The organism is uncultured Desulfovibrio sp., assembly GCF_944324505.1.
In the GTDB taxonomy this organism is placed as follows: domain Bacteria; phylum Desulfobacterota; class Desulfovibrionia; order Desulfovibrionales; family Desulfovibrionaceae; genus Desulfovibrio.
Genome location: NZ_CALUWO010000009.1, coordinates 43,471 through 66,820, shown reverse-complemented (window position 1 = coordinate 66,820; position 23,350 = coordinate 43,471). Strand labels below are relative to the sequence as shown.

General features: G+C 62.4%; 21 protein-coding genes. 9 read left to right on the top strand and 12 right to left on the bottom strand.

From position 1 onward, the window contains the following. Positions 1-3: 3 nt before the first annotated feature. The 8 genes from Q0J57_RS09255 (at position 4) to Q0J57_RS09220 (ending at position 8,357) form a co-directional block, all read left to right on the top strand. On the top strand, positions 4-1,530 hold the full coding sequence (locus Q0J57_RS09255) for a hypothetical protein (RefSeq protein WP_297219535.1): 1,527 nt from the start codon (positions 4-6) through the stop codon (positions 1,528-1,530). A 144-nt stretch (positions 1,531-1,674) separates the two neighbouring features. Then, positions 1,675-2,679, top strand: coding sequence for a class 1 fructose-bisphosphatase (gene fbp, locus Q0J57_RS09250; RefSeq protein ID WP_297219533.1), 1,005 nt, complete (start codon positions 1,675-1,677; stop codon positions 2,677-2,679). An 8-nt stretch (positions 2,680-2,687) separates the two neighbouring features. Continuing rightward, entirely contained in the window at positions 2,688-3,764 is a 1,077-nt protein-coding gene (tsaD, locus tag Q0J57_RS09245; RefSeq protein ID WP_297219531.1) for a tRNA (adenosine(37)-N6)-threonylcarbamoyltransferase complex transferase subunit TsaD, read from the top strand. 113 nt (positions 3,765-3,877) lie between these two features. Further along, positions 3,878-4,201: a thioredoxin gene (trxA, locus tag Q0J57_RS09240; protein ID WP_297219529.1), complete on the top strand. Its 324-nt coding sequence runs from the start codon at positions 3,878-3,880 to the stop codon at positions 4,199-4,201. Further along, complete coding sequence (gene trxB / locus Q0J57_RS09235) at positions 4,198-5,127, top strand: thioredoxin-disulfide reductase (protein ID WP_297219527.1); 930 nt, start codon at positions 4,198-4,200, stop codon at positions 5,125-5,127. The genes trxA and trxB overlap by 4 nt, the downstream gene beginning before the upstream one ends. Next, positions 5,120-5,851, top strand: coding sequence for an outer membrane protein assembly factor BamD (locus Q0J57_RS09230; RefSeq protein WP_297219525.1), 732 nt, complete (start codon positions 5,120-5,122; stop codon positions 5,849-5,851). The genes trxB and Q0J57_RS09230 overlap by 8 nt, the downstream gene beginning before the upstream one ends. Before the next feature lie 68 nt (positions 5,852-5,919). Then, a complete protein-coding gene (locus tag Q0J57_RS09225; protein ID WP_297219523.1) occupies positions 5,920-7,362 on the top strand; it encodes a cation diffusion facilitator family transporter in 1,443 nt (480 codons plus the stop codon). 203 nt (positions 7,363-7,565) lie between these two features. Continuing rightward, complete coding sequence (locus Q0J57_RS09220; RefSeq protein ID WP_297219521.1) at positions 7,566-8,357, top strand: hypothetical protein; 792 nt, start codon at positions 7,566-7,568, stop codon at positions 8,355-8,357. Between the two features lie 189 nt (positions 8,358-8,546). Here the strand turns inward: Q0J57_RS09220 and nifS are convergent, their stop codons facing one another. The 6 genes from nifS to Q0J57_RS09190 form a co-directional block, all read right to left on the bottom strand. Further along, entirely contained in the window at positions 8,547-9,704 is a 1,158-nt protein-coding gene (gene nifS, locus Q0J57_RS09215) for a cysteine desulfurase NifS (protein ID WP_297219519.1), read from the bottom strand. Between the two features lie 2 nt (positions 9,705-9,706). Continuing rightward, positions 9,707-10,561, bottom strand: coding sequence for a Fe-S cluster assembly protein NifU (nifU, locus tag Q0J57_RS09210; protein WP_297219517.1), 855 nt, complete (start codon positions 10,559-10,561; stop codon positions 9,707-9,709). Positions 10,562-10,578: 17 nt separating this feature from the next. Then, a complete protein-coding gene (locus Q0J57_RS09205) occupies positions 10,579-10,989 on the bottom strand; it encodes an RrF2 family transcriptional regulator (RefSeq protein WP_297219515.1) in 411 nt (136 codons plus the stop codon). A gap of 7 nt (positions 10,990-10,996) precedes the next feature. After that, positions 10,997-11,929 (bottom strand): homoserine O-succinyltransferase, encoded by a 933-nt coding sequence (gene metA / locus Q0J57_RS09200; RefSeq protein WP_297219513.1) that lies wholly within the window; start codon positions 11,927-11,929, stop codon positions 10,997-10,999. A gap of 73 nt (positions 11,930-12,002) precedes the next feature. Then, positions 12,003-12,683, bottom strand: coding sequence for a 4Fe-4S binding protein (locus tag Q0J57_RS09195; RefSeq protein WP_297219511.1), 681 nt, complete (start codon positions 12,681-12,683; stop codon positions 12,003-12,005). Positions 12,684-12,741: 58 nt separating this feature from the next. Beyond that, positions 12,742-13,413, bottom strand: a complete 672-nt coding sequence (locus Q0J57_RS09190) for an HAD family hydrolase (protein ID WP_297219509.1) — start codon at positions 13,411-13,413, stop codon at positions 12,742-12,744. A 176-nt stretch (positions 13,414-13,589) separates the two neighbouring features. Between Q0J57_RS09190 and Q0J57_RS09185 the strand changes: the two genes are divergently transcribed. Further along, complete coding sequence (locus Q0J57_RS09185; protein WP_297219507.1) at positions 13,590-14,474, top strand: ornithine carbamoyltransferase; 885 nt, start codon at positions 13,590-13,592, stop codon at positions 14,472-14,474. A 253-nt stretch (positions 14,475-14,727) separates the two neighbouring features. On the opposite strand, the gene Q0J57_RS09180 is transcribed toward Q0J57_RS09185, so the two are convergent. From Q0J57_RS09180 to Q0J57_RS09155, 6 genes are all read right to left on the bottom strand, one after another. Then, entirely contained in the window at positions 14,728-15,249 is a 522-nt protein-coding gene (locus Q0J57_RS09180) for a serine/threonine protein kinase (RefSeq protein WP_297219505.1), read from the bottom strand. Next, entirely contained in the window at positions 15,242-15,997 is a 756-nt protein-coding gene (gene queC / locus Q0J57_RS09175) for a 7-cyano-7-deazaguanine synthase QueC (protein WP_297219503.1), read from the bottom strand. The genes Q0J57_RS09180 and queC overlap by 8 nt, the downstream gene beginning before the upstream one ends. Then, the gene (locus Q0J57_RS09170) at positions 15,994-16,785 is read right to left on the bottom strand and encodes a thermonuclease family protein (RefSeq protein ID WP_297219500.1); all 792 of its coding nucleotides are present in this window, start codon (positions 16,783-16,785) and stop codon (positions 15,994-15,996) included. The genes queC and Q0J57_RS09170 overlap by 4 nt, the downstream gene beginning before the upstream one ends. Positions 16,786-16,877: 92 nt before the next feature. Further along, complete coding sequence (gene rpoD / locus Q0J57_RS09165) at positions 16,878-18,641, bottom strand: RNA polymerase sigma factor RpoD (protein ID WP_297219498.1); 1,764 nt, start codon at positions 18,639-18,641, stop codon at positions 16,878-16,880. A 174-nt stretch (positions 18,642-18,815) separates the two neighbouring features. Then, positions 18,816-20,555, bottom strand: coding sequence for a DNA primase (gene dnaG / locus Q0J57_RS09160; protein ID WP_297219496.1), 1,740 nt, complete (start codon positions 20,553-20,555; stop codon positions 18,816-18,818). Between the two features lie 292 nt (positions 20,556-20,847). After that, positions 20,848-23,241 carry a Smr/MutS family protein gene (locus tag Q0J57_RS09155; RefSeq protein ID WP_297219494.1) on the bottom strand — a complete coding sequence of 798 codons (2,394 nt, stop codon included), beginning with the start codon at positions 23,239-23,241 and terminating at the stop codon, positions 20,848-20,850. Positions 23,242-23,350: the final 109 nt, after the last annotated feature.

The following is a 23,350-nucleotide window of genomic DNA, read 5'->3' as shown; positions in this document are numbered from 1 at the left end:
AGCGTGAAAAAACGTTCCCTCGTGTGCTGCACTGTTCTTGCCGGCAGTCTGCTGCTGTCGGCATGCAGTTCGTACCAGCCTACCAAGAACGTGTGGAAGTCCACCAAGGATATGTGGTACTCCTATGTGAGCGTGCCGGCCACCGTGGACTACAGCGAAAAGGGCACTCTTTCCCCGCGCGGGCAGGCCCTGTCTGCCTGCATGATGGGGGTGGACATGGAACTGAGCCGCTTCGAGCGGACCATGCTCAATGCCGACAGGCCGCCCACGCGCGAGTGGATGGACCGTTTTTTTGCCGATTATCCGTGGGTAAACGGCTTTGCAGGGGTAAAGTACGACGGCACCCTGCTGGGGCAGGAACCTGGTCCCAGTCTCAAGAACCTGGACTTCATCCCCCTGCTGTATGAGGACAAGAAGCAGAACAGCCGTGCCCTGCGCGGCTATGTGCAGCAGAGCGATCTGGGGCCGGAGGTCATGCTGGCCGCGCCGTTGTATGATGGCGTGGATTTTCTGGGCATTGTGGTGGCCTATTTCGACATGCGTAACCTGGTCAAGTTTTCCAGCAGCCCCGAAGACCTGGTTATCCTTTCGCCGCAGGCCCTGCTCTGGCCCGGCAAATACGACTTTGCCGCCACGCCCCTGTCCTCGGTGGACTGGGAAGAGGTGGTGCGCAAGAGTTCTTCCGGTACCTGCACCAACGAACGGGGCAGTTTCTACTATCAGGTCCGCTATCTGGGCAATCTGCCCCTGGTCTTCGCCGTGGTGGAATCGGGGGACTTCCCCCAGGGCAATGGCGATGTGAACCAGGGGGTCCGCTTCTTCCCCAAGATTACGGAAAAGCTGCCGCCTCCGCCGCAGCCGGAACGCAAGAAGCGTGACGATGCCCACGAGGTGACGCCGGTCTTTGGCGCATCGCAGGATACGCTGGATGGTCTGGGTGGCGCCGGAGATACCATTCCCGGTCAGCAGCCCACGGATGTGCAGCCCGGCAGCCCGGGTGCCCTGCTGACGGCTCCGCCGGCGGGTGCCCCGGCCCAGAAGTCCGGCCGCGTGAAGGAACGCCAGCTTGAAGGCGAAAACGTGCAGGTGCGTCGCCCCAGCCGTCGCATGCACATCCCCGATTCGGCTCTGGAAATTCCGGATGCGCCCGCGCCGCAGCCCGTGCCGCAGGTGCAGATGCCCAGTCCCTTCGGCCCGCGCCGGACGGAAGCGCCTGCGCCGTCCGCAGCGCCCGCAGGCACGCCGGCGGAAACGGCGACACCGGCAGCGGAGACACCGGCAACGCCGGCAACCGCCCCTGCCGCGACCTCTCCGGCCCCGGCAACCCCGCCAGCGGCGGCTCCGGCAGCCCCCGCAAGCCCGGCGGAAACGCCGTCGGCAGCACCGGCAGCGCCTGCAACAACGCCGCCAGCGGCCCCCGCAGCGTCCGCGCCGAAGACTGACGAGGCCGCTCCGGCGGAAACGCCGGCATCATCCGGTCCGGCGCTGCTGCCCGGCGGGCGCCCCAGTCCCTTCGGACCGCGCCGCTAGCGTACTGAACCATCTCGGGACGGGGCGAAACCCCTTGTGATACAAGGCGGTTTCGCCCCGTCGTACTCCCGCATCCGTCATGTCGTCTTGCTGCCGCCCCGGCGGCAAGGCAGGGCTTTCTGCCCCGTACCCACGGAGGACATCATGCCTGAAGTTACCGTAACCGAACACCTGCTGCTGCATCAGAAGCTGTCCCCGCATGCCACGGGCATGTTCACGGGCCTGTTGTATGACCTCATCCTTTCCGGCAAGTCCATTGCCATGCGCATCAACAAGGCCGGCCTGCTGGACGTGCTGGGCGGAACCGGCATGGTCAATGTCCAGGGGGAAAACGTCCAGAAGCTGGATGACATTGCCAATCACATTCTGCTCTACCGCATGGAGCGCTGCGGCGCGCTCTGCGCCATGTCCAGCGAGGAAGAACCGGACCTCATCCGCGTCCGTCCCGAATTTCCCCAGGGGGACTACATCCTCATCTTCGACCCGCTGGACGGCTCGTCCAATATTGACGTCAACGTCAATGTGGGAACCATTTTTTCCATTTTTCACCGTCCCGAAGGGGGCAGTGGCGAAGTCCGCCTGGAAGAAGTCCTGCAGCAGGGCTGCCGGCAGGTGGCGGCCGGATACATGCTGTACGGCCCGTCCACCATGCTGGTGCTCAGTACCGGACAGGGGGTGCACGGCTTTACGCTGGACCCCGGCGTGGGAGAATTCCTGCTGTCGCATCCCAATATGCAGATTCCCGAACAGGGCTACATCTATTCGGTGAACGAGGGGAACCGCCAGAACTGGAGCGATGCCTCGCGCGAAGCCGTGGACTGGTTCCATACGACCCGAGCCGCCAATGGCAAGCACTATTCTTCCCGCTATGTCGGCTCCCTGGTGGCGGATTTTCACCGCACGCTCATTTATGGCGGAATCTACATGTATCCGCCGGATGCGGACAAGCCCCAGGGCAAGCTGCGGCTGATGTGCGAGGCCAACCCCCTGGCCTTTCTGGCGGAGCAGGCCGGCGGCAAGGCCTCCGACGGCTACGGGCGCATTCTGGAGCGGCAGCCGGACAAGCTGCATGCTCGCACGCCGCTCTTCATCGGCTCCCGGCGGGATGTGGAGGCCGTGGAAGCCATCTATGCCCGCTATCCCCGCTAGGTAGTTTCATGCTCTGCCTTGGCATCGAAAGTTCCTGTGACGAAACCGCTCTGGCCCTTGTGCGGGATGGCGTTCTGCTGGATGCCGTGCTGGCCAGTCAGGTGGATGTGCATGCGCTGTTCGGCGGCGTGGTGCCCGAACTGGCGTCGCGGGAGCATTACCGCTTCATGGGGGTGCTCTTTGATACGCTCATGCAGCGCACCGGCTGCCGCCCGGCAGACCTGGATGTGGTTGCCGTGTCGCGCGGGCCGGGACTTCTGGGCAGCCTGCTGGTAGGCGTGGCCTTTGCCAAGGGGCTGGTGCTGGGCACGGGGGCGCGTCTGCTGGGGATTAACCATCTGCATGCCCATCTGCTGGCGGCAGGGCTGGAAGAGGCGCTGCCCTTTCCCGCGCTGGGCCTGCTGGTGTCGGGGGGGCATACGCATCTGTACCGCATGGAAGGCCCTGCACGTTTTGTGACGCTGGGCCGGACCCTGGATGATGCTGCGGGAGAAGCCTTTGACAAGGCCGGCAAGCTCATGGGCCTGGCCTATCCCGCGGGCAGGCTCATGGATGCGCTGGCCTGCGCGGGAGATGACCGGGCCGTGCCGTTTCCGCGCCCCTATGTGCGCAATGCCACGCTGGATTTCAGCTTCAGCGGTCTCAAGACAGCGGCATCCGCCTATCTGGACAGTCTGCCGCCCTCTGCCCGCTGGCCGCGCCCGGTGACGACGGCGCAGGGAGCCTCGCGCGTGCTGTGCGACTGCTGCGCCTCCTACACGCGGGCCATTGTGGATACGCTCATGATCAAGGTGGAGCGCACCCTGGAACGGCAGCCGGACCTCAAGACCCTGATCCTGGCAGGGGGCGTGGCGGCCAACAGCCATTTGCGTGCCCGCGCCAGGGAGGTCATGCGCCGTCACGGAGGGCGGGCCATCATGCCTGCGCCGGCCTACTGCACGGACAATGCCGTCATGGTGGCGTATGCCGGCTGGCTGCTGGCGCGCGAGGGCTGGCGGCATGACCTTTCGCTGGAGGCCATTCCCCGGGGGCGGCCCATTCCCGACGACATGCGCCGGGATGGGGTGCCGCATGTAGCGGCATGATGTCTTGACACTTGCCGATGGGCAATCTACCTTGATAGCGCTGTTGGCGTGCCCTGCTGCAGACGGGGTACGCGATTTTTCTTCCCATACCTCAACGAACGAAGGAGTCAGACATGGCTGAACAGATTACTGACGCGACCTTTGATACCCTTGTTTTGAAGTCCGATCAGCCGGTTTTGCTTGATTTCTGGGCGCCCTGGTGCGGCCCCTGCCGCTCTCTTGCCCCTGTCATTGACGAACTGTCAGCGGAATATGCGGGCCGTGTGCGCATCGTCAAGATGAACGTGGACGAAAATCCGGCCACGCCCACCAAATTCGGCATTCGCGCCATTCCCACGCTCATCCTGTTCAAGAACGGCGAAGCCGTGGAACAGGTGACCGGCGCCGTGGGCAAGGATGCCATCAAGGATATTCTTGACACCAAGGCCCTGGCATGAGCACCTTCGATGCCGCAGTCATCGGTAGCGGGCCGGCGGGCATCACCGCCGCCCTCTATCTGGCCCGTTCCGGCTGTTCCGTGCGTCTGTTCGAGCAGATGACCTCCGGTGGGCAGATTCTCCAGACGGCCGAGCTGGAGAACTACCCCGGCTTTCCCAAGGGGATCAAGGGCTACGAGCTGGCCGATCTCTTCACGGCGCACCTTGAGGGGCTGCCGGTGGAGCGCAGCGCCAGCGCCGTGACGGAGGTGAGCGGCGAGGCCGGAGCCTTTACCGTCAAAGCCGGCAAGGACGAGGTACACCAGTGCCGTGTGGTGGTGGTGTGCAGCGGCGCCCATCATCGGCGGCTGGGCCTGCCGGGTGAAAGCCTGCTGCAGGGCAGGGGGGTTTCCTACTGTGCCCTGTGCGATGGCAACTTCTTCCGCGGGCAGGACGTGGCCGTAGTGGGCGGGGGAAATTCCGCCCTGGAAGAATCCCTCTATCTGGCCAAGCTGGCTGCCAAGGTCTATGTCATCCATCGTCGCGATGCCTTCCGGGGGGCCAAGATTTACCAGGACAAGCTGGAGGCCATGCCCGACAAGGTGGAGCTGGTACGCAGCAGCGTGGTGAGTCAGCTGCACGGGGAAAAGGCGCTGGAAGGCATTACCGTGCGTCATGTGACCACCGGAGAAGAACGCCGCATTGCCGTTCAGGGTCTCTTCATCTATGTGGGCTTTGAACCGGGAACCGCTTTTCTGCCGGCCGCGCTGGAGCGTGACGCACAAGGATTCATTGTGACGGATGCGGAAATGCGCACGTCCATTCCCGGCATCTTTGCCGCCGGGGACGTTCGCTCCAAGCTCTGCCGTCAGGTCATAACCGCCGCTGGTGACGGCGCAACTGCCGCGCAGGCGGCATTCGTCTTCCTGGAACAGCTCCATGCTTAAATCCTCTCTTCGCTCTCTGGCTCTGGCCTTCATGCTCGTTACCCTTTCCGGCTGCGGCATCATCGACATGATTTATCTGCCGCCGCCGGAAGATACCGCTCAGGAGCTTTTCGAGTCCGGCAATGAAGCCATGAGCGAAAAGAACTACGTGCGCGCTGTGGAGATGTATACCAAGCTGCGGGATGCCTATCCCTTCAGCCCCTATACGCTGGAAGCCGAGCTGGCACTGGCCGATGCCTACTATCTTGACGAGGAATACGTGCTGGCCGCCGAAGCCTACAAGGACTTCGAGTCCATGCATCCCCGCAATGAGGCCATTCCCTACGTGCTGTATCAGACCGGCATGTCGCTGCTGGGACAGTTCCGTTCCATCGACCGCGCCACCACGGAAGTGCAGGAAGCCTACAATGTCTTCAGCCGGCTGAAGGAAACCTATCCCGATTCCCCCTATGCCAAGGATGCGGACGAAAAGATGGCCCGCTGCCGCAAGATCATGGCCGAGCACGAACTCTATATTGCCGATGTGTTCTGGCACATGAAGCAATACGGCCCGGCCTGGCGGCGCTACCGCTTCATCATGGCCAATTTTGGCGATGTGCCGGAAGTGGCTGACCATGCCCAGGAAAAAGCCCAGGCCGCCTATCTCCACTATCGGGAGGAAGAGGCCAACGACCGGCGCGAACGGCGGGAAGGTTCCTGGCGAGACTGGTTCCGCTGGCTGTAGACATCCCTGGATGTGATACTGCTGAAAAAAAGCCCCTTCGGGGGCTTTTTTGTCAAGGAGTTTTGGACATGGAGCATGAACACACACAGGCCAAGCACAGAGCCGCCATTTTTTCCGTGCTGGCGGCCCTGGGGCTGACCCTTCTCAAACTTGTGGTGGGGCTGTACACCAACAGCCTGGGGATTCTTTCCGAGGCGCTGCACAGCGGGCTGGACCTGCTGGCTGCGCTCATGACGCTCTATGCCGTGCGCGTGTCCAGCCGTCCGGCGGACAGCGGCCACCCCTACGGGCACGGCAAGGTGGAAAATCTTTCTGCCCTGGCCGAGACCCTGCTGCTCTTCCTCATCAGCTTCTGGGTGATCTATGAAGGCATCCAGCGGCTGCTGGGCGGCGGCGAGCCGGTGGTGCCCTCGCTGTGGGGGGCCGTCATCATGGCCATTTCCATGATTGTGGACATCAACCGCGTTCGCATGCTGCGGCGCGTGGCGCGCGAAACCAAGAGCCAGGCACTGGAGGCCGATGCCCTGCACTTTGCCACGGATATCCTGTCATCGGCCGTGGTGCTGGTGGGCGTGCTGGCTGTCTGGCTGGCCTCGGCGCTGCACATTACCGGCCCCCTGCAAAAGGTGCTGGTGCAGGCAGATACGGTCGCGGCACTCATTGTGGCCGTCATCATCTTCCGGGCCAGCCTGCACATGGCCCGCGATGCCGTGAATACCCTCATGGATTCCAGCTCGTCCGAAGAATGCCAGCAGATCGAGGCGGCCGTGGGAGCGCTGTCCGGCATTACGGCCGTACGCCGGGTGCGCCTGCGCACCAGTGGTCCCCAGTCCTTTGTGGACCTGACGGTGGGGGTGGATCCCTGTGTGCGCGTCAGCGAAGGGCACCGCCTGGCGCATGAGGCCGAGCTGGCGGTGGACAGCATCCTGCCCGGGGCGGATGTGACCGTGCACGTGGAACCCATGGTCTCGCCGGCGGCACCGCTGGACCCCTTCATGGTCATTCAGCGTGCGGCCGAGCGTCAGGGACTGGATGTGCACGATATTCACGTGCTGCGCAGCGGCACGGCCACACGCATTGAACTGCATGTGGAACTGCCTGCCGACATGCCCTTTGCCCGGGCGCACAAACAGGTTCGTGCCTTTGAGGAAGACGTGAGCCGCAGCCTGTCGCTGGAAGAAATCCTGACCCATCTGGAACCGCGGGATGCCGCAGCTTCCTACCGCGGGCTGACGGCGGCTTCGCCGGAAGTCCAGGCCGCATGGGACCAGATTCGCCAGGCCGTGGACCGCGAGCCCCTGCTGAGCAAGGCGCACAAGTTTTCCGCCTATGCCACGGCAGAGCAGGGCTTGTGCGTGAGCTTCCATTGCGAAGTGGCGGCAGACTGCACGGTGGCGCAGGCACACGTCATCTCTTCCCGTCTGGAAAGTCAGCTGCGGGAGCTGCTGCCCTCGCTGGGCCGTGTCAGCATTCATCTGGAGCCGGCCGCTGCCAGCGGAGTGGAATGCTGAGACCGTAAAGGACAGTTCCATACCGTATAAAAACGGGGGATATGGTGGAGAACAACACCATATCCCCCGTTTTTTGTCGTATTTTTCCCGTTGTGGCTGATTTGCTTTATGCTCGCATGGTTCTGGTATTTTTCCGGGAGGCACAGATGCTATATATTTACTTATATTTATTTTTATAAGATACTGATTCCCTGGAGGGAAGCATGGCCAAGTGGAGAAGTCGCAAACCCAAAAAGGCAGAAATACTTAATACAATGCAACAGGATAGCTCGGGAGAGGACGATAATCTTCAACGTCTCAACCGTCTCAGTGAAGATATTTATACCTATATAATCAGACTTGCACCGTTATTGTTATGTCTTGGGTTTGTTCTTTCGCTGATACAAAAGACTGTTAGATTTGCTTATTATAAAGTTGACCATCTGTATCTTATGGAGTTGCGAACAGAAGAGGTGCTACAAGGGTTAAGCTATTTGTTCGTATTTATTTACTGCCTCTTCCTGTGGAATGATGTTCGTATTTATCATAATAAATATAAAAAATCAAATATGAAATTTATTTTTGTTCATATGCTAATGCTATCACTATACACAGCATTCTTATGGTATACTCAGACTTATTATATGACGCTATGGCATGGAATGAGCATTGTTGGAATTCTTTGTGTTTTTGGAGTGCTTTTTAAAGTTGTTAATCTGTCATTCATAATAGGTGAATATACATTTTTGAGAACAAATGTGTGCTTCATAATATTTATACTTATGGCAGCTGTTATTGTGATTCAATATACTGTTGAATCAGCAAACAAGCGCTTTACATATATAAAAAGTGGCATTGATGAATTTATAATCGTCAGTACTTTTAAAGAGTATTATATTACAGCCCTGTCTGATGTTGCTGGTGACACTATCAGGATATATCGCGGGCAGATTGCGCTTTTCAAACTTGATAATCAGATTTACGCCCAGGAATTCAGCAGGAAGATCATGGAGTGAGAAGACAAGCCATGCAGGGAGACTTCCCTGGCAGGATGTCATATGAAAGAAGCTGCGGAAAGGGGAAATCGTCCAGCAGGAGAGATGCACGGCCCCCCATTCTTCGCGGCATGGTCCCATGGAAGGCACAGGGGAGGAAGAGCACGCTCTTCCTCCCCTGTGTTGTCTGCGCCTGTGGGCAGGTGTTGATCAGTTCTTGAAGGGGGAGATGGCACGCAGGGTGGAGATGACCTGCGGCAGGTTATCCACCACGTAGTCCACGTCCTCTTCGGTGGTATAGCGCGACAGGGAGAGCCGCAGCGAACCGTGGGCATAGTTGAAGGGCACGTTCATGGCCCGGAGCACGTGGGACGGTTCCAGGCTGCCGGAGGTACAGGCCGAGCCGGAGCTGGCACAGATGCCCAGGCGGTCAAGCAGCAGGAGGATGGCCTCCCCTTCCACATTCTTGAAAGAGATGTTGGACGTATTGGGCAGGCGATTTTCCGTATCGCCGTTGACGCGGCAATCCGGCACGGCAGCCAGGATGCCCTGTTCCAGGCGGTCGCGCAGGGCAGCCACGCGGGTACGCTCCTCGTCCATGTGGCTGGCGGCAAGCCTGGCCGCCATGCCCAGGGCCACAATGTGGGGGACGTTTTCCGTGCCTGCCCGACGGCCGCGCTCCTGATGGCCGCCGCGCAGGAAGGGACTGAAGCGCACGCCCTTGCGCACGTAGAGTACGCCGATGCCCTTGGGGGCGTGCAGCTTGTGCCCGGAAAGGGACAGCATGCCGATGCTGTTCTGGGCCATGTTCAGCGGCACCTTGCCCACGGCCTGCACGGCGTCGGTGTGAAAGAGCACGCCCTTTTCCGCGGCCATGGCTGCCATCTGTTCCACGGGATAGATATTGCCCACCTCGTTGTTGGCACACATGATGCTGACCAGCGCCGTATCCTCGCGCAGGGCGGCGGCGTATTCATCCATGTCCAGGCGGCCCTTTTCGTCCACGGAAAGCAGCGTCACCTCATACCCGCCCTGCTTTTCCCAGAATTCCACCGTGCTGAGAATGGCCGCATGCTCCACGCGGGTGGTGATGATGTGGCGCTTCCGGGGCTGGGTTTGCAGGGCGCTCCAGATGGCCGTATTGTCGCTTTCCGAGCCACAGGAGGTGAAAATGATTTCTTCCGGCCGGGCGCCGATGAGCTGCGCTATCTGCTGCCGGGCCTCGTCCACGGCGCCGGCCACCTGGCCGCCGAAGGCATACATGGAAGAGGGATTGCCATAGGCTTCGCCCAGATAGGGCAGCATGGCCTCGCGCACTTCGGGTGCCACGGCGCTGGTGGCATTGTTGTCAAGATAGATGGTCTTCATGGCTATACGGCCTCCACGGTAATGTCGGCTTCCACCTTGTCGCGCAGCTGGCCTTCCACCAGATCATGCAGGGTGGCGGCACTGGCCGGACACTGGGCGCAATGCCCGCGGAAGCTCACCTGCACGCGCGGTCCGTCCACATCCACCAGCTCGATGTCGCCACCGTCGGCGGCCAGCAGGGGGCGGATGTCCTTGTCAATGACCGTGAGGATGCGCTGCATGCGCTGCACGTTGGTCAGCCGGGGGGCGGCCTGGGAAGCCGCCTCGGCAGGGCGGGGCATGGCGCCGGGCTGGTGCAGCTCCTGGGCCAGAATCTCGGCGATCTGATCCAGGCACTGCCCACAGGCGCCGCCGGCCTTGGTGTAGTCGGTTACGTCTTCCACGGTTCTGAGGCCGTTTTCCCGGATGGCCCGGATAATCTGGGCATCGGTCACGTTGAAGCACTTGCAGATGAGCTTGCCTTCCTCATGGGCATGGGAAACGGCGGGTTCTCCCTTCCACTGGCGGATGGCGGCTTCCAGGGCTTCGGCGCCCATGACGGAGCAGTGCATCTTTTCCCGGGGCAGACCGCCCAGGGCCGTGGCAATATCCTTGTTGGTGAGGCGCAGGGCCTCGTCCACGTGTATGCCCTTGACCATTTCGGTCAGGACAGAGCTGGAGGCGATGGCACTGGCACAGCCGAAGGTTTCAAAGCTGGCATCCTCGATGATGCCGTCGTCATTGATGCGCAGGTAGAGCTTGAGCGCGTCACCACAGGCAATGCTGCCCACTTCGCCGACGGCATTGGCATCGGCCAGGGCGCCGGCATTGCGGGGATGCAGGAAATGGTCATGAACGGCTTCGGTATAGTTCCACATACTATTTCTCCTGAGGACTAGCCCTTTTCGGAATCAATGATATCCTGCAGCGTTCGATTGCGCAGGAAGGTTCGGATATGAGCATCCAGTTCACACCAGAAGGTGTGCGAGCTGCATTCGTTCTGTCGGGCGCAGTGTTTGCCCTTGGCCAGACAGGAAACAGGAGAGATTTCCCCTTCCAGTCGTGAAAAGACATCTTCCATGGAAATTTCGCTGGCGGGCTTCGCCAGGCGGTAGCCGCCTCCTGACCCGCGCACGGCATGAAGAATCCCCAGGGGCTTGAGGGCACGCACAATCTGTTCCAGATAGCCGGAGGATATCTTTTCGTCATGGGCAACCTGTCCCAGTTGCACAAGGCTTGCGTCCGGCTGCTGCGCCAGGCGCAGCAGAAAGCGCAGGCCGTATCGGGTTCGCGTAGAAAACTTCATAACGTCCTCACACATTGTCGTCGCCTGCTTCTCGGGTGAAGTCGAACGGCGTATCCTGGTAGACGTAGTAGTTGAGCCAGTTGCTGTAGAAAAGGTGGGCATGGGCACGCCAGGTCATGAGGGGCATCCGCTGGGGGTCCTCCTGGGGATAGTAGTGCAGCGGAGGCTGCGGATTCATGCCGCGCAGGAGATCCCGCCGGTACTCGGCATCCAGGGTGCCGCGGTCATATTCCAGGTGTCCGGTCATGAAGACCTGCTTGTGGTCCACACTTTCCACCAGTGTCAGGCCTGCCTCGTCCGACTCGGCCAGAATGCGCAGATTGGGTACCTTGGCCACATCCTCGGCGCGAATTTCCGTATGCCGGGAATGGGGCGCGGGAAACTCGTCGTCAAAGCCGCGGAAGAGGCGGCAGGAGGCATGCAGCACATGGTGCCGGAAGATGCCCGATCGCTTGGTCGGCAGGTCATACTTGGGAATGCCGTAAAAATGGTAGAGCGCTGCCTGTGCCGCCCAGCAGATGTACAGCGTGGAATACACGTGGCTGTTGGCATATTCCATGATGTCACGCAGTTCCTGCCAGTAGTCTACGGCTTCAAAGGGCAGGTGCTCCACCGGTGCCCCCGTCACCACCATGCCGTCAAAACGGCGGTTGCGTATCTGCTCGAATGTCCGGTAGAAACGCTCCAGATGCTGGAGGGGCGTATTCTTGGACTCATGCTGCATGGTCCGCAGCAGGGTGATGTTGACCTGAAGCGGAGAATTGCCCAGCAGGCGCAGCAGCTGCGTTTCCGTGGCGATCTTGGTGGGCATGAGGTTGACGATGGCCAGCTCCAGCGGACGGATGTCCTGACTCCGGGCGCGCTCTTCGGTCATGACGAAGATGTTTTCGTTTTCCAGTTCCAGGCGGGCGGGGAGATCGGCGGGAATCTTGATAGGCATCGGTAACCTCGTGACGTTGGGGGGTGTGCTATAAACTTAGCGATGAAGTATGTTTTGTCAAGGCAGAAAAAAATTATGGCAGGCGTACGGTGCGGCTGCTTACCGCACCCTGCCAGCCGGAGGCGTCCATGGCCTGATGCAGCAGGCGCTCCAGGCCGCCGCAGCAGGGAACACTCATGCGCAGCACCGTGACGGCGGCAATGCCGCCATGGGTCAGCAGCGCCGTCAGGGCCTGGCGGCTTGCCGCGGGATCATCCAGCTTGGGGCAGGCAATGACCGGCACCCGCCCGGCAAGCCAGTCCTCGTGCAGACGGGGCAGGCAGAAACCCGCACAATGGGCGGCCAGCAGCAGATGCGCCCCGCGCAGAAAAGGGGCCGTGGGCGGCACAAGGCGCAGCTGCAACGGCCATGTAGCCGTGCTGGCCACGGGATCCGCGCCCTGTTCCGTTGGTGTCAGAGAGCGCAGGGGCGCAAGCTGGCGGGGCGCGCTGCCGGCACAGGACGCGGGCTGGCCGCTGCGCCTGGCCTTGGCAGCCAGGGCAGCAGCCTCGTCAAAGGCCGGCGCCTCACGTGTGACCAGGCGCAGCGCGCCGTGCGGGCAGTTGAGGCAGGCGCCCAGACCGTCGCAGAAGACCTCGCTCACCAGACGGGCCTTGCCGTCGATGATGGCCAGGGCACCTTCGGCACAATCCAGAATGCACTGGCCGCAGCCCGTGCACTTTTCTTCGTCGATTTCAATGATGGGACGTTGCATAGGGCATTCTCCAGAACAGGCGTATAGGGTGTGTCCGCGGCCTGTCCGGCCATGGGGATCAGTGGTCGAGCAGGGCGGGGAGTTCGTCGGGATGGTGGACAATGCGCGCAGCGCCGGCGGCCTGCACTTCCGCCAGACCGCGGAATCCCCAGGCAACGCCCACGCCGACCATGCCGGCATGGCGGGCTGTGAGCATGTCCACATCACTGTCTCCCACATAAAAGCACAGAGCGGCTTCCGTGCCTGTGGCAGCGATCACAGCACGGGCGCCGTCGGGGGCGGGCTTGAGCGGGGTGTCCTTCCTGGCGCCGCGCACCGCGCAGAACACGCCGGGAAAGTGGGCCGCAATGAGGGCACGGGTGTATTCGTCGGTCTTGTTGGAAAGCACGCCCAGGCGCATGCCGCGCCGGCGCAGTTCTGCCAGAGCCTCCGGGATGCCGTCATAGGGGCGGGTGTGGTCGTTGATGTGCCGGCTGTAGGCAAGGCGTGTTTCCTGCACGAGGGCCTCGATGGCCTGTTCGTCCGGGGCCTGCTGCCGCAGCTCTTCCAGCGTCTCTGCCGGCAGGGCGCGGCGCACCAGCTTGCCGAAACCGTTGCCCACCCGCTGCCGATAGGATTCCACGCTATGGACGGGATAGCCGTGGGCGGCCAGCATGGTGTTGCAGGCAGCAGCGATATCCGCCAGGGTATCCAGCAGGGTGCCGTCCAGATCAAAGATAAACGCGTGCATGGCAGGTCCTTGCAAAAGTTTGGGGCATGGCGTGAAGGCCGTTGCCGCTGTGTAAAACGGGCAATAGTCTACGCGCATTTCCTCACAGGAACAAGGGCAATATTTCCGGGGCCTGCTGGACAGCGTTATCGCCTGCTGCTATTTTTAAAAGGCAAAAAGCCAACGGAGGTGCTTTTATGCCGCGACACGTATTGAGTTTGCAGGACCTTGGCGAGGCGGGCAGCTGGCTGATCGTGCAGCAGGCCCGGGGAATTCCCGATGCGCGCACGCAGACCGACTTCATGACCGAGCGGGTGGCCCTGCTGCTTTTTGCGCAGGAGTCCCTGCCGGAGCGCCTGTGCATCACGGCTGCCGTGCGCCAGATGAACGGAGCGACCCTGTATCAGGGAACCGTGGGGGACTGGCGCGAGGAGCTGCACCGCCATCAGGTGCAGCTCTTGGGCGTCATCAATTACTATGTGGACTGCATGTACCTCTATGGCTTTCCGGCCTCTGTCTGGGCAAAGCGCGAGGCCGACGTGAAGTATCCGGTCATCAATGCCGGCAGTCCTGATGGCCATCCGGCCCATGCGCTGGCTGACATTGCCTGCATGCTCAAGTATTCCCGCGACAATCTGCAGGGCGTTCGCGTCGGCTGGGTGGGCTGTGCCAACGGAACGCTGTATTCCCTCATCGAGGCCATGCAGTATTTCCCCTACTCGCTTCAGGTTTCCCTGCCGCCGCGCAATGATCCCGCCGCGGTGCGTGACGCCGCCCGCCGCTTTGGCGTGGAGCTGACCCTTGTGGATACGCCGGAACAGGCGGTTGCCGGGAGCCAGTACGTCTTTGCCGGCTGCCGCAGTGAACTGGCTGCCGAGGATGAAGAGCGCTGGTCCATCACGCCGGCGCTGCTGGACAAGGCGGCGCCGGGCGCCCATGTGCTGCTGGGGTCCCAGCCCATCCGGGCAATCACGGTAGACAGAGGGCTGGCCGAAAGTTCCCGCTCCCTGCTGCTGTTGCAGGCCGAAAATCGCCTGCGCGTGCATAAGCGTCTGCTGCACTGGGTATTTCTGGAAAACTGATCGGCACAACGCTGCGCGCTGTCCGGCCAGGTGACAAACGAAGGGGAAGCTGTACGCTGCGGCTTCCCCTCTTTGCTGTCCTGTGGACAGGGCGATGCGTGGAATCGGCGGCAGCGCCGCCCAAGGCGCATCTGCCACAGGACGCACGGCAGCGCGCCACGATAGCGGCTCGCGAGGGGCCTGCACGGAAAACGGCATCGCCCTGGCGTGCAGCGCCCGGAAGGTTCTGTTGCCCTTCCTGCGGCAGCAGCGTCTAGTCTGGCCTGATGTCGTACTGGTCCAGCTTGTCGTTCAGGGCGCCCAGCAGCAGGGCCATGGCGGCAGCCAGGCGGGCCTGTACAGGCAGCGCCTGCCCGGGGGGCAGGTCCGGCAGCACCCGTTGGCAGAACAGGGCCGGACAGCGCTGGGGCTGTTCCTGGGCCAGCAGAGGCATGTAGGCGGCAAAGGGGCCGTCCACAAAGGTCTGAATATCCTTGTGCAGGTCCTGGGGCGTGGTGGTTCCTGCGGCTGCCAGCAGGGAACCGGTCTGCCGCAGATAGGCCAGCAGCACCGTGTTGGGCGCATGCTGCATGAGGCTGCTGGTAACGGCGGCATGCACAAAGGCACACCATTCGGCATGCAGACGCCAGCCGGCGTCGCCGGTGCAGCAGGCTGCGGGAATGCCGCAGGCGGCCAGCATGCGCAGGGCGGCATCTTCCTGCGTGTTCAGGGCAAAAAGAATGCGTCCGGCCTCCACGCCCTGCGCGGCGGAGAGGATTTTTTTGTGTTCAGGCACGGGAGCCTTCCTTGCTGGCCAGATAGGCGGCATAGCCTCTGGCGCGCAGCTGGCAGGCCGGACACTGGCCGCAGCCGTAGCCCCAGGGATGGCGCTGGCCGCGCGTGCCGGCATAGCAGGTGTGGCTTTCTTCCACAATGCAGTTCACCAGGGCGTCTCCCCCCAGCGCGGCGGCAAGCTGCCAGGTGGCGCATTTGTCCAGCCACATGAGCGGCGTATGCAGGACGTAGCGGCTGTCCATGCCCAGATTGATGGCCACCTGCAGGGCCTTGATGCTGTCGTCGCGGCAGTCGGGGTAGCCGGAAGAATCCGTCTGGCAGACCCCTGTAACCAGGTGCCGTATGCCGCGCGCATAGGCCCAGATGGCAGCTTGCAGGATAAAGAGCAGGTTACGGCCCGGCACAAAGGTGTCGGGAAGGCCGTTTTTTTCCCGTGTGCCGGGGGGCGCTGTGCGGTCCGTGGTCAGGGCATTGGCGGCTTCGTGCCGGTAGATGTCCAGCGTCAGCAGGTGGTCGTCAGTCAGGCGGGAGGACCAGAGCGGCGAAAGGGCGGCAATGCCCGCACGGACCCGCTGACGGCACTGCAATTCCACATGATGGCGCTGACCATAGTCAAAGCCCAGGGTATGCACCCGGGCAAAGCGGTTCAGGCTCCAGGCCAGACAGGTGGCCGAATCCTGCCCGCCGGAAAAGATGACCACCGCCTCCTGAGTGGACAGCGACGGGGCAGGGGCTGCTGGTAGGCTCATTGTGCGTCGGCCTCCGGCCAGGGACTGGCGTTGCGGGCCGGCGCGTAGCCGGCCAGAAAGGCATCCATGAGGGTGCCGAAGTGAATGCGGTTGCGCGGCTTGATGGACTGCGCCTCGCGGGAATCCGCCGGAAAGAAGCGCAGGCTGCGCTTGTTGCCCGTATAGCTTTGCAGGGCAAAGGGCTGGGCCAGCAGCCAGGCCCACATGCCCCGGCGTTCATGGATGGCGCGGGCCTGCAGGGAGCGCAGCCAGTCCTGATAGGCAGGCGTCAGGTCCGTGTGCGGGTAGAAGTAGGCGGCTCCCTGTTCCAGCATGAAGGCACTGAGCGAGCGGCCGTCATGCAGCTGCACATCGGCCACGATGCGGCCGTAGCGATCCTGCGTTTTTTCCCCGGCCTGAAACAAGCGGACAGTCTGGCCGCGCGCAGCCTCGCGCAGGAGATTTCTGGATTCGCGGGCGTAATACTGGGGTTTGCCCGTGCGGCCCTTCATTTCCGGGGTGTCGATGCCCGCCAGACGCACGGTACGGCGCGAGGTGAGGGTGAGGGTATCGCCGTCCAGACAGCTGGCCACGGTGGCGGTGCCCACGGTGCGCAGCGGTTCCAGGTCCGGGCGTGACAGGGAGGCGGCAGGCGGAGGCGTGACCGTGGCACTGTCCGTTTCCGCCGCTTCGGCACGAGCGGACAGCGGGGGCAGACATAGCGCTCCCCCCAGAAGGGCGGCCAGGAGACAGGCCAGAATGAGCCGGTGTGCTCGGCCGGGGCGGTGTCCGAAAAAGGGAAGGTCCATGCGACATCCTTTTTTCATGCGGCTGCGAAAATCCCCAGGCCGCTGAAAAAGGGCTTTTCAGCGGCCTGGGGGAACAAGGGGGCCTGGGCAAATCAGTTGTCGTAATAGGTGCGCAGGGTCTGACTGCGCACGGGATGGCGCAGCTTGCGCAGGGCCTTTGCCTCGATCTGGCGGATGCGCTCACGGGTCACGTTGAAGAGGCGCCCCACTTCCTCGAGGGTATGGTCGCTCTTTTCGGCAATGCCGAAACGCTTGCGCAGCACCTGTTCCTCACGAGGGGTGAGATCGGCCAGCACCGCGGCAAGCTGCTCGCTGAGCTTGGTATTGATCACTTCTTCCGCCGGGGCCACGGCCTTCTTGTCCTCGATGAAATCGCCCAGGCTGGAATCTTCCTCATCGCCGATGGGCGTTTCCAGGGAAATGGGTTCCTTGGCGATCTTGAGCACCTTCTTGACCTTTTCCACCGGATATTCCATGCGCTCGGCGATTTCCTCGGGCGTGGGATCGCGTCCCAGTTCCTGCACAAGGTAGCGCGAGGTGCGGATGAGCTTGTTGATGGTTTCGATCATGTGCACGGGTATGCGGATGGTGCGGGCCTGATCCGCAATGGCCCGGGTAATGGCCTGGCGTATCCACCACGTGGCATAGGTGGAGAACTTGTAGCCGCGCTGATACTCGAACTTGTCCACGGCCTTCATGAGGCCGATATTGCCTTCCTGGATAAGGTCAAGGAACTGCAGGCCACGATTGGTGTATTTCTTGGCAATGGAAACCACAAGACGCAGGTTGGAGCGGATGAGTTCCTGTTTGGCGCGCATGGCGGCATTGTTGCCGCGCTTGATGCGCCAGAGCACTTCTTCCAGGTCCGTCACATTGTGGCAGCATTTTTCCTGGAGGCGCTTGAGGATTTCAATCTTGCCCAGGATCATTTCCTTGAAGGAGAACAGCTCGTCCACGGAAAGGCCCAGCTCGCGCGCGGCGTCATTGGGGTTGATCTCGCGCTTTTCCAGGCCGTCGAACAGGGCCTGAATCTCGGCCTGCGTCCGGCCCGTGGAAAGAATGTAGGCAGAGAGATCGCGCTGGCAGTTGTGCATCTGGCGCACGTAGTCTTCCACCGTTTCGATGATGCGGTCGATGAGCGTCTTTTCCAGCTTGATGTCACGCAGGCGGGAAACGATTTCTTCCTTGTAGGCGATGATTTCCTTCTGGATGGCCGTTACCTTGCGTTCCAGGGTGTTGCAGTCATCAAGTTTCTTGTAGATTTTGCGCTTCTTCTTGTAGACGGCCTTGATTTCGTCCATGAGCATGATGACGCGCGAGCGCTGGTTCATTTCGTCTTCGCTGGGGTCATCTTCTTCTATGGTCTTGACCACATCCTTGAGCTTGATGCGGTTCTGGCGCAGGTCTTCGCCCACGTTGATGAGTTCCTCCACAGCCACGGGAACTTCCACCAGCGCATAGAGCACATCCTGCTCGCCCATTTCGATCTTTTTGGCAATGACCACTTCGCCGTCCCTGTCCAGCAGGGGCACGGCGCCCATTTCGCGCAGATACATGCGCACGGGGTCAGTGCTGCGCGAGGAATAATCCGCAGATTCCTCGTCTTCGGCCAGGTCCAGTGATGTCACGTCATCATCGGCTTCGGCGGGAGCGGCAGAAATTTTTTTGCCTTCCTTTTCGGAATCGACAATGGCGATTTCCAGCTCCTCAAAAATACCGATGATTTCCTCGAACTGCTCCGAGGTATTCATCTCCACGGGCAGGGCCTTGCTCACCTCGTCGAAGGTGAGAAAGCCCGAACTCTTGCCCTTGGCGATGAGGGATTGAATTTGCTGGATTTCCTTCAGGTTGTTCATTCCGATTCTCCCTGTTTTCCTGCAGCACTCATGGGCGCGCCCTGTCTGCCCCTCACGGGAAGTCGCAGAGGAGCGGCATACCTAGCCGGAGAACTTCCGGTGGAGCGGTCGCTGCCCGTGCCGCTCGCGAGCAGGGGCAAGCCTGCCCGTCTGCCCTCTGCCGCCAGGTCTGCGCTATGTCTGATCATGGCGTGATTTCTCCAGAGAATCCTGCAACGCGCGAAGATACTCCAAATCTGCAGAAAAGTCACCTGTTCCCGTATTGTGCTGTAAGGCCGCGGAAACAGAGGACTTTTGCGCTGAAGCATAGTAGGCGTCAAGATTTTTTTTGAGGTACTGGAATTCATGGTCCCCCGAATCCAGCGGAGCGGCGGCAGGGCCTTCGCGCTGGGCAAACCAGAATTGTCGCTGCCGTTCCGTCATATGATAGGGGGCTTCCTCGGCGCCCCATTGCTCGATGACATCCCAGAAGGCCCGGGCCTCCGGCGATTGCAGGGCAAGGTCCGCCCCGATGTCACGCAGATCCTCCAGCCGGTGGGGATAGCGCACGGCAAAAAGCATGATCTGCACATCGCGCATGTTCTGGCGTGCCAGACCGGCATCCGCGGGGCGTCCCGCAGCGGGGCCGGGCCGGCCGCGTCGTTCCGTCATGCCCTGGCGCAGCAGGTCTTCGGCAAGCTGGAGGTGGGTGGCCAGGCGCGAGGCATACTGGCTGAGCAATTCCGGCACTTCCACGCGGGACAGGAAGGTTCGTGCCCATTCCACGGTTTCCCGGGGGGCCAGGGCGCGCAGCACATCCACGCAGAAGCGCAGACCGTCAGGTGCCCGGCGCAGCAGGTCCTCGAAGGCCTCTGTTCCCCGGGTGCGCAGCAGGCTGTCGATGTCCTCGCCATCCGGCATGAGCACCACCTGGCAGGCCAGCCCGCGGGCCAGCAGCATTTCGCAGGAGCGCAAGGCCGCCTTGCGCCCGGCCCGGTCTCCGTCAAACAGCAGCACCACCTGCGAGGTAAAGCCGGAAAGCCGCTTGATCTGTTCCGGCGTCAGGGCTGTTCCCAGCACGCCCACGGCATTGTCGTAGCCGAACTGATGCAGGGTCAGCACATCCATATAGCCTTCGGTGAGCAGTGCCCGGCCGCAGGTGGTTATGCCCTTGCGGGCCTGTGCCAGCCCGTAGAGATTGTCCCCCTTGTGATACAGGGGCGTTTCGGCGCTGTTGATGTATTTGGCCTCATCCTCATCGCCGATGATGCGCCCGCCAAAGGCAATGATCTGATTGGAGAGATTGCGTATGGGAAACATGAGCCGCCCCCGGAAGCGGTCATAGGCCCGCCCCCTGTCCGACTGGCCCAGAAGGCCGGCTTCCACGGCCAGGGCATCGGCGAAGCCGGCCCGGTGCAGCACACCGGCCAGGGACTGCCATTCCCGCGGCGCCCAGCCCAGGCCGAAGCGCTCCACGATGTCCGGCGACAGGCCGCGCCGGGCCACATAGGCCCGGCACTCTTCCCCCTGCGGTCCGCGCAGAGTGGCGGCAAAGTGACTGGCAGCCATTTCGTTCATGCGCAGCATCTGCTGCCGGGCCGAACGCTCCTGCCGTGCCTGCTGCTGCCGCCGGCCGTCGGACGGGCCATGCTCCAGGGTAATCCCGGCTTCAGCGGCCAGCTGTTCCAGGGTTTCCCGAAAGTCCAGGCCGTTGATGCGGCCGTAAAAGTCAAGCAGATCACCGGAAGCCTGACAGCCGAAGCAGTAAAACAGGCCCTGTTCCTCATTGACCGAAAAGGACGGCTTGGTTTCCTGATGAAAGGGGCAGGGCGCAATCCAGCGCGGCCCATTGCGCTTCAGCTCCACATAGCGGCGCACAATGTCCACGATATTGAGGCGCTCTTTTATGGCGCGAATGGCCTCCCGCGACTGCATGCTTCCGCCTCCCCGGCATTGGGCACGTACAGCGTGCCTCTGTTTTTCATAATAGGGCGCGTGGCGTGCTTGTGAAGTCTCTTTGCGAAAAAATCCCGTTTTTCTTCCGTGCCGTATGCCGCACAGCCCCGGTACAAGGGCAGGGAACATGCCGTTGCATGGTTTTTGCTGTCTGCAACAGGGGAAGGGCGGCCGCTTGCCCGGGCCTGCCGCCGCGCCGGCATTTCCCCCTGCACGACATTGCCGCGCACAGGGGCCGGATGTGGCGGCGGGCACGCGGGCGGCATCCCTCCTAGCGCAGCTCCACAATGGTCATGCCGTCGCCGCCACGGTCTTCCGGCGCTGTGGCAAAGCTGGCCACAGCCGGGAAGCTGCGCAGAAAGTCATGTATCTGCCGACGCAGGGCGCCAGTGCCCCTGCCGTGCACGATTTCCAGCTCGTGAAAACCGGCCAGCAGGGCCTTGTCCAGAAAGCGTTCCACTTCGGCAAGAGCCTGATCGGCGCGCATGCCGCGCAGGTCCAGCTTGAGGGCAGGGGCATCGTCGGCAGCGCTCTGAGCACGCACGGCCATGCCCACGGCCGAGGGAGCCGCCGGGCGGGCGGCACTGACCGGCAGGCGCACATCCTTCATGGCGGCCCAGAGGCTCACACCGTTGAGGTCAAGACGCAGGCGGTTGCGGCGCTGATCAATATCCGTAATGCGCCCGCGCTTGTTGAAGGCCGTGTGCAGGACCTCCTGCCCCACGCGAAAATCCGTTGCCGCAGGCTGGGCAGCGGCATCTTCCTCGGACTGGGGGGGCGTGGCCAGCGAGGCACGCAGGCGCGACATTTCCCGCAGAGCCTGCTTCTGCGTGGCACGTCCCTCCTTCCAGGCGCGCATGAGTTCCTGAGCCTGGGCGCGCACTTCGTCATGCAGACGCCGGCGTTCCTTTTCCCACTTCTCCTTAGCCTGTTCCGCGTCGCGGCGGGCCTTGTCCTGGGCTTTTTTGAGATCGCGCAGTTCTTCCTCGCGCTGGGCCGCCAGGGCGTTGAGACGGTTGAGCACCTGGCCGGTCTCCTGCCCGTCCTGAAGCAGGTACTGTTCCGCCCGGCGCAGAATGGCTTCCGGCAGGCCGTGTTCGCGGGCCACGTCCAGGGCCTGACTGGCCCCCACCTGATCGTAGGCCAGGCGGAAGAGGGGCTTCTTGCTCTGGGGATCAAAAAGTACAGAGGCGGCCCGTGCGCCCTCTCGGGTCAGGGCATAGCTTTTGAGTGCCGGGAAGTGGGTGGCGGCCAGCACATAGGTCTGCTTGGCCAGCAGCTCGTCCAGAACCGCCTGCGCCAGCGCCGCCCCCTGGGCAGGATCGGTGCCGGCGCCGAATTCATCCAGCAGTACTAGACCCTGGGCGTCAAGGTGCTTCCACGCCTTGCCGAGATGCTGAATCTGGGCCGTGAAGGTGGAAACATTGTCCGCCAGGCTCTGTTCGTCACCGATGAAGGCGTCCACGCGCGAGAACCACGGCAGGTGCGAGCCGGGGCCGGCCGGCACGGGCAGGCCGCTGAGGGTCATGGCCACCATGAGTCCCAGGGTCTTGAGGCAGACGGTCTTGCCGCCGGCATTGCCGCCGGTGATGATCAGGGCGTGCTCGCCGGGCCGCAGAATGATGTCCAGCGGCCGCACACGCTGCCGTGCCGCATCCTTGTCGGCCTGCCGGCTGCGCTCGCTGGCGGGCGCATCGTCCGGGCGCCCCAGCAGAAGCAGGGGATGGCGCGCTTCCCGCAGGCAGATGCCTTCTTCCGCCGGGGTCAGGGGCACGCAGCGGCCGTCAAAGGATTCGGCCAGGCGGCGCTTGGCCTGGAGCAGGTCCAGCCCGGCCAGCAGATCCAGGGCGGCACGGGCATTGGGCAGCTCGGCCAGCAGCAGCGAGCGCAGATAGGCCAGAATCTTCTGCTCTTCCTCGCGTTCCTCACGCTTGAGTTCCTGCAGGCGGTTATTGATTTCCACCAGGAACATGGGTTCGAAATAGCAGGTTTCGCCGGTCTGCGACCAGTCGTGAATGATGCCCTGCATGCGTCCCTTGAAATTGGCCTTGAGCGGCAGCACATAGCGGTCGGACGAAAGGGTCATGAACTCGTCCTGCAGATAGGCCAGCATATTGTACTGCACGGCATAGTCCTTGACCTTGCGCATGCAGCTCTGATGCAGGCGGCGCAGTTCGGAGCGCACCTGATGCAGCTCGGGCGAGCTTTCATCACGGATGAAACCGTCATCGGACAGGCAGCGGTTGAGGGCTGCCGTCAGCTGCACGGGCAGGGGGCTTGCCTGGGCAAAGGCCAGCAGATGCGGCCACTGGCGCTCCGCCTCGTCAACGGCAATGGACTGCACGGCTGCCTGGGCCAGCCGCAGCACCTCGCGCAAGGCCCAGAAGGCATCGGTATCCGGCTGGGCGTGGGGGCGTTCCACGGCCCGGAGCAGTCCGCTCACGTCGGGAAAGGAGGTCAGGCTGAAGCCGCCGTCGCCCAGGGGGCGGGCGGCCCAGATGCGGGACTCCTCAAACAGGCGGGCTGCGTCGGTAACAGCCTGCGCATGGGGCAGGGGGCGGATGCTCAGGGCACGTTGGCGGCCTACGCCGGAACAGCAGTGCGCTGCCAGATGGGCGGTGATGGCATCAAATTCCAGAGCGGCAAGGGTTCGCGCGTGAATCATGGCAGAGTGGCGTGACGCCGGGTCAGGGTGAAGCGGGAGCGGCCGGACGTGCCGGCACAGCGGGACGGACAGGGGCGGCCCGCAGCCGATAGCGGGAAAAGGCCGCGCC